Annotated in this window: 12 protein-coding genes; 6 read left to right on the top strand and 6 right to left on the bottom strand. The window is 36.5% G+C overall.

Annotated elements, in window-relative coordinates; genetic code table 11:
* Positions 1 to 26: 26 nt before the first annotated feature.
* Both cmk and lon read right to left on the bottom strand, forming a co-directional pair.
* Positions 27 to 722 (bottom strand): (d)CMP kinase, encoded by a 696-nt coding sequence (gene cmk / locus I600_RS16980; RefSeq protein ID WP_058105761.1) that lies wholly within the window; start codon positions 720 to 722, stop codon positions 27 to 29.
* A gap of 28 nt (positions 723 to 750) precedes the next feature.
* Positions 751 to 3,201, bottom strand: a complete 2,451-nt coding sequence (lon, locus tag I600_RS16975) for an endopeptidase La (RefSeq protein WP_058105799.1) — start codon at positions 3,199 to 3,201, stop codon at positions 751 to 753.
* A gap of 262 nt (positions 3,202 to 3,463) precedes the next feature.
* Here lon and I600_RS16970 point away from each other — a divergent pair, with 262 nt between their 5' ends.
* Genes I600_RS16970 through I600_RS16955 form a run of 4 tightly spaced genes read left to right on the top strand, consistent with a single transcriptional unit; the run spans position 3,464 to position 6,403 of the window.
* Positions 3,464 to 4,018 (top strand): RNA polymerase sigma factor, encoded by a 555-nt coding sequence (locus tag I600_RS16970; protein ID WP_058105760.1) that lies wholly within the window; start codon positions 3,464 to 3,466, stop codon positions 4,016 to 4,018.
* The gene (locus I600_RS16965; protein WP_058105759.1) at positions 4,018 to 4,581 is read left to right on the top strand and encodes a hypothetical protein; all 564 of its coding nucleotides are present in this window, start codon (positions 4,018 to 4,020) and stop codon (positions 4,579 to 4,581) included. The genes I600_RS16970 and I600_RS16965 overlap by 1 nt, the downstream gene beginning before the upstream one ends.
* On the top strand, positions 4,562 to 5,653 hold the full coding sequence (locus I600_RS16960; protein WP_058105758.1) for a DUF4097 family beta strand repeat-containing protein: 1,092 nt from the start codon (positions 4,562 to 4,564) through the stop codon (positions 5,651 to 5,653). The genes I600_RS16965 and I600_RS16960 overlap by 20 nt, the downstream gene beginning before the upstream one ends.
* 24 nt (positions 5,654 to 5,677) lie before the next feature.
* Positions 5,678 to 6,403, top strand: coding sequence for a head GIN domain-containing protein (locus I600_RS16955; RefSeq protein ID WP_058105757.1), 726 nt, complete (start codon positions 5,678 to 5,680; stop codon positions 6,401 to 6,403).
* Between the two features lie 47 nt (positions 6,404 to 6,450).
* Here the strand turns inward: I600_RS16955 and I600_RS16950 are convergent, their stop codons facing one another.
* The 4 genes from I600_RS16950 to glgB form a co-directional block, all read right to left on the bottom strand.
* The gene (locus I600_RS16950) at positions 6,451 to 7,782 is read right to left on the bottom strand and encodes an MFS transporter (protein ID WP_058105756.1); all 1,332 of its coding nucleotides are present in this window, start codon (positions 7,780 to 7,782) and stop codon (positions 6,451 to 6,453) included.
* Positions 7,783 to 7,842: 60 nt separating this feature from the next.
* Positions 7,843 to 8,652: a M48 family metallopeptidase gene (locus tag I600_RS16945; RefSeq protein WP_058105755.1), complete on the bottom strand. Its 810-nt coding sequence runs from the start codon at positions 8,650 to 8,652 to the stop codon at positions 7,843 to 7,845.
* A gap of 38 nt (positions 8,653 to 8,690) precedes the next feature.
* Positions 8,691 to 11,093: a glycoside hydrolase family 31 protein gene (locus tag I600_RS16940; RefSeq protein ID WP_058105754.1), complete on the bottom strand. Its 2,403-nt coding sequence runs from the start codon at positions 11,091 to 11,093 to the stop codon at positions 8,691 to 8,693.
* Positions 11,094 to 11,173: 80 nt separating this feature from the next.
* Entirely contained in the window at positions 11,174 to 13,069 is a 1,896-nt protein-coding gene (gene glgB, locus I600_RS16935; protein ID WP_058105753.1) for a 1,4-alpha-glucan branching protein GlgB, read from the bottom strand.
* A gap of 172 nt (positions 13,070 to 13,241) precedes the next feature.
* Here glgB and I600_RS16930 point away from each other — a divergent pair, with 172 nt between their 5' ends.
* Positions 13,242 to 13,805 carry a hypothetical protein gene (locus I600_RS16930; RefSeq protein ID WP_058105752.1) on the top strand — a complete coding sequence of 188 codons (564 nt, stop codon included), beginning with the start codon at positions 13,242 to 13,244 and terminating at the stop codon, positions 13,803 to 13,805.
* 153 nt (positions 13,806 to 13,958) lie between these two features.
* Positions 13,959 to 14,456: a peptide-methionine (R)-S-oxide reductase MsrB gene (msrB, locus tag I600_RS16925; protein WP_058105751.1), complete on the top strand. Its 498-nt coding sequence runs from the start codon at positions 13,959 to 13,961 to the stop codon at positions 14,454 to 14,456.
* The last annotated feature ends 135 nt before the right edge of the window (positions 14,457 to 14,591 follow it).

Raw genomic sequence — 14,591 nt, 5'->3', positions numbered from 1 at the left:
AGGTTAGCAAAACTAACCTCTTTTTTTTATACTTGTTTTTCTATAACCCGAAGCGAATGTTCGTAAATTCTTTGAAACTGATCTTCCAGTCCTAAGTCACTATTATCGAACTCAATTGCATCATCAGCTTTTCTTAGAGGAGATATCTCTCTATTACTGTCAATATAATCTCGTTTTTGAACATTTTCCAAAATATCTTCATAGACGACATTCTCTCCCCTATCCAATAACTCTTTATACCTTCTTACAGCTCTCTTTTCAGGTGAAGCGGTCATGAAGATTTTAAGTTCCGCATCTGGAAACACCACTGTACCAATATCCCTGCCGTCCATAACAATACCTTTATCAACACCCATTGCTTGTTGCAAGGCTACCAATTTTTTACGTACTGCCTCTAAAACGGCTACTTGGCTAACGTTCTTGGAAACCGGCATTGTCCTTATTTCCTTTTCTACATTTTCTCCGTTCAAATACATTTCCGCAAAACCCAAATAAGAATTGAATACAAACTTCAAATCAATATCACCTAATTTTTGCTCCAACGTATCTTCATCAACATTGCCGGCATTTACCAAACCTGCCCTCATAGCAAACAAAGTAACCGCACGGTACATGGCACCCGTATCTACATAAATATATTGCAGCTTTTTAGCTAATTGTTTTGCTAAAGTACTTTTACCTGTTGAGGAAAATCCGTCTATTGCAATGGTGATTTTTTTCATCCTATCAAAAGTATAAAGAAAAGCTAAGTTATAGCTCCTTTGCGTTTTTTACTTTAACCCCTGTAATGGCAATATCAATAACTTCTGACATTTCCTTTACATAGTGAAAAGTTAACCCTTTTAAATATGACTCTTTGATTTCCTTAATATCACGCTCGTTATCTGCACAAAGAATAATCTCCTTAATTTTAGCCCTTTTGGCGGCAAGAATCTTTTCCTTTATACCACCTACCGGAAGCACTTTGCCTCTCAATGTGATCTCACCGGTCATTGCAAGGCTCTTTTTAATACGTTTTTGCGTAAACAATGACACTAAAGAGGTCAACATCGTAATACCTGCACTTGGACCATCTTTAGGTGTTGCCCCTTCTGGTACATGAATATGAACATTATATTTCTCAAATACCGCAGCATCTATACCAAAACGATCAGCATTAGATTTTATATACTCCATGGCAATGGTTGCAGATTCTTTCATCACTTTACCAAGGTTACCCGTAATACTCATGGTTCCCTTACCTTTTGAAAGTATAGATTCTATAAATAAAATATCGCCACCAACACTGGTCCAAGCCAATCCGGTAACAACACCTGCCACTTCATTATTTTCATATTTATCACGCTCCATTTTTGGCGCACCCAAAACCTCTATGATAACTTCATTACTCACCTTTACTTCATAATCTTCTTCAGTGGCAATAGATTTCGCAGCATAACGTACCATTTTGGCGATTTGCTTTTCTAAAGAACGTACTCCAGATTCCCTTGTATACCCTTCTACAATTTTTTCTAATTGTGGTTTGCCAATTTTTAAATGACTAGCATCTAAACCATGTTCTGTCAATTGTTTTGGCAATAAATGTTTTTTAGCTATTTCAACCTTTTCCTCAATAGTGTACCCACTTACATGGATAATTTCCATACGATCTCTAAGTGCCGGTTGTATACTGCCCAAGTTATTTGCAGTAGCAACAAACATCACTTTAGAAAGGTCATAACCCAATTCTAAGAAATTGTCATGAAAATCACTGTTCTGTTCAGGATCTAAAACCTCTAACATAGCAGATGAAGGATCACCTTGGTGACTATTGGATAGCTTATCTATTTCATCTAAGATAAAAACAGGGTTAGATTTACCCGCCTTTTTTAGGCTCTGAATAATTCTACCCGGCATTGCACCAATATATGTTTTTCGGTGACCTCTAATTTCAGCCTCATCTCTTAAACCACCTAATGACATTCTTACATACTCTCTGCCCAACGCCTCTGCAATAGATTTACCTAATGAAGTTTTACCTACTCCTGGAGGTCCATAAAGACAAAGAATAGGTGATTTCATATCATTACGCAGCTTCAAAACCGCTAAATATTCCACAATTCTTTTCTTTACATCCTCTAAACCATAATGGTCACGATCAAGAATTCTTTCTGCTCTTTTTAAATCGAACTTATCTTTAGAATATTCTTTCCAAGGCAAATCCAATAGCAGGTCCAAATAATTTCTTTGAATAGAATATTCTGCCACCTGCGGATTCATCCGTTTCATTTTCGACAATTCCTTTTCAAAATGCTCTCTTTCTTTCTTGCCCCATTTCTTTTTCTTGGACTTCTCCTTCATCTCTTCTAGTTCCTCATCATAAGAAACTCCGCCCAATTCTTCTTGAATGGTCTTCATTTGCTGGTGCAAGAAATATTCTCGCTGTTGCTGATCTAGATCATTTCTAACTTTTGATTGAATATCATTCTTAAGTTCAAGCTTTTGCATTTCAACATTCATATATTTCAATGTTGCCAACGCTCTCTCTTGCAGACTGCCTATTTCCAACAACTCTTGTTTCGCCTTTACATCCAAATTAAGATTGGACGAAACAAAGTTTATTAAGAAAGAATCACTTTGAATGTTTTTAATAGCAAAAGATGCTTCGCTAGGAATATTAGGATTATCCCTTATAATTTTTAAAGCCAATTCTTTAATAGACTCTATAATTGCCAAAAACTGCTTATCGTTCTTTTCCGGTCTTACTTCTGCGGTTTCTCTAACTGTAGCTGTTATATAAGGCTTCTTAGTTAAGACTTCGGCAATCTCAAAACGCTTTTTACCTTGAATGATTACGGTGGTATTACCATCTGGCATTTGTAGCACACGTAAAATTTTGGCTACCGTACCCAAGGTATTTATATCCTTTACATCAGGATTTTCCGTTTCCTCATCTTTTTGGGAAACTACACCTATTACTTTTGAGCCGTTGTTGGCATCCTTAATTAAGTGAATACTTTTATCTCTACCCGCCGTAATAGGAATTACTACACCAGGAAAGAGTACTGTATTCCTTAAAGGCAATATAGGCAAGGTCTCTGGCAAGGTTTCACTATTCATTTGCTCCTCATCTTCTGGAGTCAATAATGGAATTAGCTCAGAATCTTGGTCTATTCCTTGTAAGGACATATTGTCAAAATTTGAAAATTTAGAATCTCCCATACTCATATATCGGTCATTCTGTCATTAAATTAACAGAATTTAGTTTTTATAAATTATACATAATTGCCGTAAAAACAATGAAAATCAGTTAAATACGGCTTTTTGCACTTTCATTTGCTATTATCTAATTCAATTCTTGTGCCAACTGAAATAAATCATTTCAATAAATACCCAACTATTGCTTATGGAATAATTAAAATTTATTTCCATCAAACTGTAACAAACTGTATTTTGGTTCATCTTTCAATAAACCAATCACTTTTTGAGCCAACAAAGAGAACATATTGATGAGCTAGTGCAATTGTGCTTAGCCGGTAAACAAAGTGCACAGCTAGAAGTGTACAACAGGTATTACAAGGCTATGTACAATACATCACTCAGAATCGTAAAAGACTCTGCCCAAGCAGAAGACATTATGCAAGAATCGTTTTTAAGCGCATTTACGAAACTGCATACTTTTAAAGGGGAAGTAACTTTTGGATCCTGGTTAAAGCGTATTGTTATTAATAACAGTATACATCAATATAGAAAGCAACAAAAAAAGAACGAAGTTGCTTTAGATGAGGTATTGTACAGGGTCGAAGATAATGACGGAATTGCATCTGACCATGTGTTTACAGAACTAAAGGCTCAAAAAGTGATGGAAACCATGAAAGATTTAAAAGACAACTACAGAATTTCTTTGACCTTACATCTAATTGAAGGATTTGATTATGATGAAATTAGTGAAATCATGAACATTAGTTATGCCAATTGCAGAACTACTGTTTCTAGAGCAAAAGAAAGTTTAAGGAAAAAACTAACACTCGCAGTCTAATGAAGAAAGATACTATTGACGAGCTTTTTATAAAGCTACATGACAAATTGGATTATGCCGAACCCGCCAGCGGGCACGAACAGCGATTCTTAGAAAAACTGAACGAGTCTAAAGGCGTGGCTACACTTACACCCAAGAAAAAGAACAGTTGGTTACTTTTTCTATCGGTCGCAGCATCATTTGCCATTTTATTAACGGTTGGATTATCCCAATTCAACACAGCATCAAGTATTGAAGAAAAAGTTGCCGAGATTTCGCCAGAAGCATCAAAAACGCAATTCTATTTTGCGAATTTAATCGAAGAGCAGGTAAAAGAACTGAATTCAGAAAAATCACCCGAAACAGAAAAAATTATTAATGACACCATGGTCCAACTAAAAAAGCTTCAGCTGAACTATACCAAAATGGAGCAAGACCTTTTAAACGGAGGTAACAGCAAGTTAATTTTAAGTGCCATGATTACCAATTTCCAAACCAGAATCGATCTTTTAAACGAGGTTATGATTCAAATTGAAAATATTAAATCAATTAAAAAATCACATGATGAAAACTTTACTATATAAATATACTTGGCTATTATTTTTGGCTTTCTCAACAGTAGTCTTCGCTAATGACACTTCTTTTGATGGTAAGCATACCAAAGAAAAGACCATTAAAAAAGAGTTTAACGTAAGTACCAACGCGTTGCTAAAAATAGACAATTCTTATGGCAACTTAAATATAACTTCTTGGAATGAAAATAGAGTAGTAATTGAAGTTCACATTAAGACCAATGGCAACAATGAAGACAAGGTCCAAAAAAAATTAGATGAAATTTCAGTTGATTTTGAAGCCAATAACGAAAGAGTTTACGCCAAAACCATTTTCAACAAAAATAACAATGGCTGGGGATGGAGCTGGGGTAATAACAACAACGTTAATATGCAGATCAATTACACCATTAAGGTGCCCGTTAAAAACAATGTTGACCTCAGTAATGATTATGGCAATATAATTTTGGACAGAATAGACGGGCACGCCAAAATAAACTGTGACTATGGCAGACTTGAACTTGGTGAGCTTAGAGGCCGTAACAACCGTTTAAATTTTGACTATACTTCAAAATCCACTATTGGTTTTATCAACAGTGGTGAAATTAGAGCAGATTACTCGGGCTTTACTATTGAGAAAGCCGGCGACCTTCATATCAATGCTGATTACACTAATGCAAGTATAGGCAAAATGGGCAATTTAGATTATACCAGTGACTATGGCAATATGGACATTGAAGAACTACAAAGCATAGATGGCAATGGTGATTACATCACAGTAAAACTAGGCGTCGTTCATGGAGATGTATCTATAACAGCCGACTATGGCTCCATTAGAATAGATGAACTTGCTGCAGACGCTGGCGATGTAGAAATTAGAACGGATTATACCGGAGTTAAAATTGGATACAACAGTGCCTATCATTTTGATTTCGATATTTCTACCAGTTATGCCGGTGTAAGTGGCAAAGATGACTTCACTATTAACATTAGCATAGAAAAATCATCTGACAAACACTATGAAGGATTTTATGGCTCTAAAGGCAGTGGCAACAAAATTATACTTACAAGCGACTATGGCGGCATAAGTTTTAGCAAAAAATAAATCAATCAATTAAAAATGAATATCATGAGAAAATTAAGTGTATTAGTATGTGCAGGGTTAATCTCCCTATCTTGTTCAGCGCAATGGGGAAAGACTATTAAAGGAAATGGTAACAATGTTACCATTGAGAGAAATACAGGGGATTATGACGGTGTAGCCGTATCGGGCTGGTTCGATGTTGATTTGGTATCTGGCAACGAAGGTGAAATAACCTTAACAGGTGAAGAAAACCTATTGGAGTACATAATTACCGAAGTCAAAGACGGCAAACTGGTGATCAAGACGGAAAAGGGTGTTAATCTAAAAACGAGCAATTGGAAATCTGGAATTCATATTACCGTACCCGTTGAATCTATAAGTTCTGTTTCTATGTCAGGATCAGGTGATATTGTTGGCAAAACAAAAATCAAAACTGATGATTTCAAAACAGCAATGTCAGGATCAGGTGATATTACTTTAGACCTTGATGTTCAAAATATATCTGCCTCAATGTCGGGTTCAGGAGATATTACTTTAAGCGGTGACACCACCAATTTTGAAGCTACAATCTCAGGTAGTGGAGATATTGAAGCATATGACCTAGAAGCTGATAATGTTGACGCAACAATATCCGGTTCAGCAGATATACAAGTTACCGCAAATAAGTCTTTAAAAGCAAGGGTATCTGGTTCTGGGGATATTTCCTATAGAGGAAATCCTGAAAAAGTAAACACAAAAACTTCTGGTTCTGGCGACATTTCAAAAGGATAAAAGCATAAGATCAAAATAGCGAACAATCAATTCAACTGAGCCTCTTTTTAAAGGGGCTTTTTTGTTTCGCGTACTCTCACAAGCAATATCATGCCGATCAGAAAAAATACGCCCAAAAAGATTATAGAACTTCTCATACTACCCGTTCTCTGAGCTATTGCCCCATATAAAAATGTTCCTATTATAATTCCAATCTTTTCCGCAACATCATAAAAACTGAAAAAAGATGTGGTATCTGTAGTATCTGGCAAAAACTTAGAATAGGTAGACCTAGAAAGCGCCTGTATACCACCCATAACCAACCCAACACAACCAGCGGCAATATAAAAGTCCGTAGGCGTAATTACAAAATAGGCATAAATACAGATGGCTACCCAAAGGGCATTTACCACGATCAATGTTTTTATGTTACCAAATTTTTCTGACGCACTTGCGGTAACCGTAGCCCCTAAAATTGCGACCAATTGAATAACCAATATACTAATGATAAGCCCCGTAGTTCTTTCAGAATCCGTACCCCAAGCAATTTCTTCTTCCCCAAAATAAGTTGCTATCAACATCACAGTTTGCACTGCCATGCTATAGACAAAAAATGCACCTAGATACCTTTTTAACCTCACCTGATCCCCTAACTGATGCCACACTTGCTTCAACTCTTTAAAACCATTTAAAACAATGTTGGTGCGCTCCCCCTCTTTTTTGTAGCCTTTTGGCAAATAGTAGAAGCTGTACTGTGCAAAAAGTATCCACCATATACCAACGGTTACAAAAGAATATTTCATGGCCTTAATTTCGGCCGCACCAGATTCATCTGTGGTTATTCCAAATAAATCAGGTTTCATGACCATAGCCAAATTAAAAACCAAAAGCACCACACTTCCTATATACCCTAGTGTAAATCCTTTTGCGCTAATTGCATCTTGCTGTTTTGGAAAAGCAACGTCCGGTAGGTAGGAGTTGTTAATGGCAAAACTCACCCAAAACCCTACAAGGCCAAAAAAGTAGCATACTAACCCAAAGTATATATTTTCCAATGAAAACCAGTATAAACCAATACATGACAACCCTCCTAAGTAGCAGAAGAATTTCATGAAAACCTTCTTGTTCCCCAAATAATCCGCAACGCCTGAAATTAACGGTGTTATGATGGCTATAAAAACAAAGGCTAAAGATGTTGTGTAACTTATTAATGGTGCTCTTGCTATTTCCCCACCAAAAATGGTCACCTTTTCAATACCGGCAATTCTAAAAAGTGCGCCATAAAATATTGGAAAAACTGCCGACGAAATTACCAAACTGTAAACGGAATTTGCCCAATCATAAAAGGCCCAAGCGTTCAATAATTTCTTACTTCCTTTTAAAACTAGTGTCTTCCCCATATATAAAAATAAAAGCCGATCATTTCTGAACGGCTTCAATATACAATAATCCTTAAAGTTTTACTTAAAATTTGTTACCCCAAATTTTGCGGCTTCTGCAGCGGCATCTGGCGCCCAAGCTGTAAGATTATTTATTCTGGTATCGTTAGATGGGTGCGTGCTCATAAATTCTGGCGGTGCCTCTCCACCACTGTTCGCTTTCATTCTTTTCCATAATTCCGCAGCTTCATAAGGGTCGTAACCTGCTATTGCCATAATCTGCAAGCCAATTCTATCTGCCTCTGTCTCATGACTTCTACTAAAAGGCAGCATACCTAAATACTGGGTACCTACACCATATGCCTGATTGAAAATACCTAAAGTTTGCTGATTTTTAATTGCAACATTACCTGCTACGGCACCTAACTGTTGTAATGTACCTGCACTCATACGCTGTGCTCCATGATCTGCCAAGGCATGGGCAACTTCGTGCCCCATAACTACAGCTACACCGGTCTCTGTTTGTGTTATGGGCAATATACCCGTATAGAAAACAATTTTACCACCTGGCATGCACCAAGCGTTTACCGTTTCGTCATTTACCAAATTATATTCCCAAGCATAGTCCTTTAAATAACCTGGATGCCCATTAGCCGTTAACCAACGTTCAGCAGCCGAAGAAATTCGCTGACCAACCCTAGTAATCATTTGCGCATCTGCAGTACCTGTAACCACCTTATTTTCCGTTAGAAATTGGTCATACTGTGCAAATGCAGATGGAAATACTTGACTATTTGGGTAAAAATTCAATGTTTTTTGACCAGTAAAGGGATTAACCTTACAAGCCGAAACGCCTATAAAGACGAATATTATTAATACTAGTTTTTTCATTTTTTGTTCATTTTAGTTAATGGTAGAAAACTACAAAGTTATTCTTTTCCTGATAAATGCAATAAGGTAAAGTTTTTGTCTATAAGCAAATCATTGTTATCATTAATGCTTATACTCTTTAGCGGTATTTCTTCATTATCTATCTTAACACTACTGATCTCAAATGGAAGTCCGTGAAAATTCAACTTCATTTTCTCATACTCCGTATCAAAAGTACCATCCTTGAACAATTGAATAATCAAGGAGTTGTCTTTACCCGTAAGCTTATAATTACTTAGAGAATATCTTCCTTTTTTATAATCATAACCATTATTGGCATCTTCGTAAACTTCAGAGGTTTCAGTGCCTTCTTTATAATACACATCTAAAACAAGCTCTTCTATTTTTTTCTCTCCAACATATTGCTGTATAGGGTATTTTGGAATAATAGACCCTGCCTTTACAAAGATCGGAATCATATCCAATGCTGCCGCAACCCATTTTTCCTTACCTCCCTCTACAAACTCATTTGTCCAAAAATCGTACCACTCGCCCCTTGGCACATACATACGGCGTCCTTGAGCATTAGGTTCTTGTATTGGACATACCAATATCTTATCACCGAATATAAACTCATCTGTCCTAAAGTGAGTTTGATTATCTTCTTGGTCAAAAAAGACCAAAGACTGCACCATAGGTACATTTTCCTTGGTATACTTGTAAAACATCGTATACAAATACGGTAATAGCTGATAGCGTAGTTCTACAAATTTTCTTACGATATCCGTTATTTCAGATCCAAAGGACCAAGGTTCTTGATCACCATGATCCCCACTGGAATGCACCCTACAAAATGGGTGAAAAATTCCCAATTGCACCCATCTAGCAAATAATTCGCCATCTGGTTGTTCTGCAAAACCACCAATATCAGAGCCAACAAATGAATACCCGCTTAAACACATGCGTTGCACTTGTACATTAGCGATCCACAAATGCTCCCATGTAGCCACATTATCTCCTGTCCACGTAGAAGAATATCTTTGGGTCCCTGAAAATGCCGCTCTTGTTATTACAAACGGTCTTTTTGGATAAACATATTTTTTAACACCTTCATAGGTAGCCCTAACCATTTGCATACCATAAACATTATGTGCTTTTCTATGGGTACACGGGTTACCATCATAATCATGCCTAGTGTCCAATGGGGCCGTTTTTGATGGAACTTCCATCACAGCAGGTTCATTCATATCGTTCCACACTGCATGAACACCCAAATCCGACATAAATTCCTTGTACAATTCTGCCCACCATTCACGCACTGCTGGGTTTGTAAAATCAGGAAAATTACATTCTCCCGGCCACACTTTTCCATGCATTAACGGACCATCTCCTCTTTTACAGAAATAACCATTTTCAAGGGCTTCATTATAAATCCAATAATCGCGGTCTACTTTTATACCTGGATCTATCATCACCACGGTCTTAAATCCGTCTTCCTCCAATTCTTGAATCATTCGCTTTGGATCAGGGAAATGGTTTTTATCCCAAGTAAAACACCTAAAGCCATCCATGTAATCTATATCTAGATAAATAGCATCACATGGTATTTGTAACTTTCTAAATTCACTGGCAATTTCCTTTACATTGCTTTCTGGATAGTAGCTCCATTTAGATTGATGAAAACCTAATGCCCACATGGGTGGTAACTCTGGTGTACCGGTAAGGCTAGAATATGAACTGACCACTTTTGGCATATCTGGACCAAATATGAAATAATAGTTCATTTCTCCACCTTCAGCCCAAAAACTGGTAATATTTCTTCGTTCTTGAGAGAAATCAAAGCCTGTTCTAAAACTATTGTCAAAATAGATACCGTAAGCTATACCTTTATTTAAACCTATATAAAAAGGAATGGCCTTATACAGTGGATCTTGCTCTTTTGCGTAGGCAAATTGATCAGTTACCCAATTCTCCACTCTTTTACCCTTTAAATTGCTATGCATGGCTTTATCGCCCATTCCATAAAAACTTTCACCAGATTGGGTAATCTTACTCAACTTTACGGTATTTCCACCATATTCATAATTTTCTTCCCAATGAAAGCCCAACTCATCTTCATTGATAATAGTACCGTTTAAATCAGAAATCTGGGTTCGTAACGTTTTCTTGTCTACCAGAATATTTAAACGTGCCGTAGAAATTATATATTCCGTATCATTTTCTACCACCTCTAATTTACTATAGCCCATAGTAGCCTCGGGGTCTATGGCATAAGAGAAATCAGGTTCAAAGTTGTAATTTGTGGCGTACCTAAACCGTATAATACTACCCCTAAGGATAGTTATTTGTAATACTACTCCGTTATCTGTGGTGAAATAGATTTTATCAGTGTCCTGTGCAAATTCAACGATGTGGTTTGGATATAAATTACCTTTATATTCAAGCTCTGTGTTTGTGATCATGAATTCTTAATTATTAGCATAACAGTCGGTAAATCAGAAACTCTTACAATTGGATGTGTTTAAACGACAACTTATTATGATTATTTCAATATTACTATCCCTAAAGGCGGTATAGTTATTACGATAGACTTCTTATGACCGTGCGAAGGCTTGGTTGATGATGTTATCTTATCATTTAGGTTGCCACCGCCACCATATTTGGCATCGTCACTATTTAAAATTTCCTTTAGTTTTCCTTTTTTCGGGTTCCCTATTCTGTAATTTTCTCTTGGTACAGGAGTAAAGTTACACGCAATCACCAAATCGTTCTTTTCATCATGTCCTTTACGAACGTACGTTAATACCGAGTTTTCATGATCACCATAATCTATCCATTGAAAACCTTCTGGACTAAATTGTTTTTCATATAACCCCGGAGAATTTCTATATAAATGGTTTAGATCCTTTACAAAATCCTGTACTCCCTTATGCACACTGTACTGTAACAAATGCCAATCTAAACTTTGTTGAAAATTCCATTCTGCCGTTTGACCGAATTCACCCCCCATGAACATTAAATTTGTACCCGGGTGGGTAAACATATACCCAAATAGCAATCTTAAATTTGCGAATTTTTGCCACTCATCTCCCGGCATTCTATAAACCAAAGACTGCTTACCATAAACTACCTCATCATGAGAAAAAGGAAGCATGAAATTTTCGGTAAACGCATAGGTCATACTAAAGGTAAGATCATTTTGATGGTGTTTTCTATAGATGGGTTCTTTCTTAAAGAACTGTAAGGTATCATGCATCCACCCCATCATCCATTTCATACCAAAACCTAAACCACCATGTGCCACCGGTTTTGATACGCCTGAAAATGCAGTAGATTCTTCCGCTATGGTCTGTACACCTTCAAAGTTGGTATATACCGCTTCATTTAGTTCACGTATAAAGGACATAGCCTCTAAATTCTCGTTGTTACCATACATATTTGGCTCCCATTCACCCTCCTCTCTAGAATAGTCTAAATATAACATGGAGGCTACGGCATCTACACGCAAGCCGTCTACATGAAACTGATCTAACCAAAATAAAGCATTGCTAATCAGAAAAGCCCTCACTTCATTTCTACCATAATTAAAGATCAAACTCTTCCAATCTGTATGATATCCTTTTCTTCTATCTGGGTGCTCATACAAGTGCGAGCCGTCAAAAAAGCCTAAACCATGCGCATCTTCCGGAAAATGAGACGGCACCCAATCTAATATGACCCCTATATCGTTTTGATGAAATGTATCTATCAGTAATTTAAACTCCTCGGGCGACCCAAATCTTGATGTGGGGGCAAAATACCCTGTTAGTTGATACCCCCAAGAAGGATCGTAAGGATACTCCATTATAGGCATAAACTCCACATGTGTATACCCCATTTCCTTTACATACTCCACAAGGTCTTTTGCAAATTCCTTATAGGTTAAAAATTTATTTTCGGCATTTTTCTTCCAAGATCCCAAATGAACTTCATAAACCGAATAAGGTTTATCCAAACCGTTCTTATCTTTTCTATAGCCCATCCAAGCATCATCTTTCCAATTGTGCTCAGCAGTCCAAATTATTGATGCCGTGTTAGGCGGATGCTCACAATACCTGGCAAAAGGATCAGCTTTCTCTGTCCAAATATCATTATTGTTAGACTGTATTTTATATTTATAGATCTCACCCTTTCCAATTTTGGGAATAAAACCTTCCCAAATACCACTGCTGTCCCATCTCACATTTAATTGATGCTCCTCTGCATTCCACAAATTAAAATTACCTACAACAGAAACCGCTTTCGCCGAAGGTGCCCATACAGCAAAGTATGTACCGGCTACACCATCAACTTCTACGATATGAGACCCTAGTTTATCATATAGTCGATAATGCTTTCCTCCTTTAAAAAGATTGATATCAAAATCTGTAAATAATGAGTAAACTTGTACGTTAGGCATATGGAGTGTTTATTTTTGTAAAGCTAATCATCTTTTAAAGACGCTCAACTACATTTCATTTTTGTTGAAAATATAGCAGTTAATATCCGATTTATATATTTAAATACCAAAAATGGAACGCTTTTTGAAATAAGAATTCAAAATAAAAACTCAAACCAAAAATTATAACATTATGAAAAAAATAAATGTATTTCTAGGAGCACTTGTAACGCTATTCTTTATTTCGTGTGAAGGACCACAAGGACCACAAGGGTTTGATGGATTTGATGGTGCTGATGGTGCCGATGGCGCGGACGGAATTAATATCTTAGGCAAAGTGATAGACATACAGGGTACTTTCACCTTGGACAATGACTATTCCATATTTTACGAGTTTCCACAAACTATAGAAGTTTTTGAAACTGATGTAGTTTTAGTTTACATGCTATGGGATGTAACTGAAGACAGCAATGGAGAATCTGTAGACATTTGGAGGTTAATGCCACAAACTAGAATATTAGACCAAGGCTTATTACAATATAATTACGATTATACTTTTTTTGATGTTAGTATTTTCTTAGAATCAGATTTTGACCTATCAACTTTACAACCGGGCGATACTGACGACCAAGTATTTAGAATCGCCATATTACCAGCGGAATCTACCACTGGAAAGTTAGATACTTCTAACATCAACTCTGTAATGTCACATTTAGGTATTACGGAAGATGAAGTCCAGAAAGTAACATTACAATAAATATCCCTGGAATTAACCTATATAAGTAAAAGCCTTTGAATAATCTTCAAAGGCTTTTATTTATTTTATTAAAACCTTAACCAAAAAAGTATCGTAATTACTATACATTGAAAGGATTATATAAATTCATCGACATAATTAAAAAAATATAATATGAAACTACATTTTGCTATTGCACTTTTAATACTCTTTGTAAGCTGTAAGGGTAATGCCCAAAAGAAAGAGATGACATCTAGCAGCATTGATAAGGATAAAAAAGAATTTCCTGTTCAAAAAACCAACAGTGAATGGAGAAAAGAATTGACCGATGCCGAATATTACGTTCTACGCGAAGCTGCTACTGAAAATCCGTTTACCAGTGAACTTCTTAAAAACAAAGAAAAAGGTACATATGTTTGTGCCGCCTGTGCCACTCCTTTATTTAAAAGTTATACCAAATTTGATTCAGGTACCGGATGGCCCAGTTTTTATGAGGAAATAGAAGGTAATGTAGCTTATGATGTAGATTATAAAATTGGTTACAAAAGAACCGAAGAGCACTGTGCCACTTGCGGGGGGCATTTAGGACATGTTTTTGAGGATGGACCAGCCCCAACAGGCTTACGCCATTGCATTAACGGTGTGGCTTTAAATTTTGTTCCTGCAGAATAGTTCATATAGCTTAACAATTTTGAAATAAAAAAGAGGTCTTTAAGACCTCTTTTTTACTTTAAAACCTATATACCACATACAGGATGACTCCTAATAAAATATCACAATTTTAGATTAAAGGTCATATTTTAAAAA

This window comes from Maribacter dokdonensis DSW-8, assembly GCF_001447995.1.
In the GTDB taxonomy this organism is placed as follows: Bacteria; Bacteroidota; Bacteroidia; order Flavobacteriales; family Flavobacteriaceae; genus Maribacter; species Maribacter dokdonensis.
The sequence above is the reverse complement of the archived record's forward strand: the minus strand, read 5'-3'. Positions and strand labels throughout refer to the sequence as shown.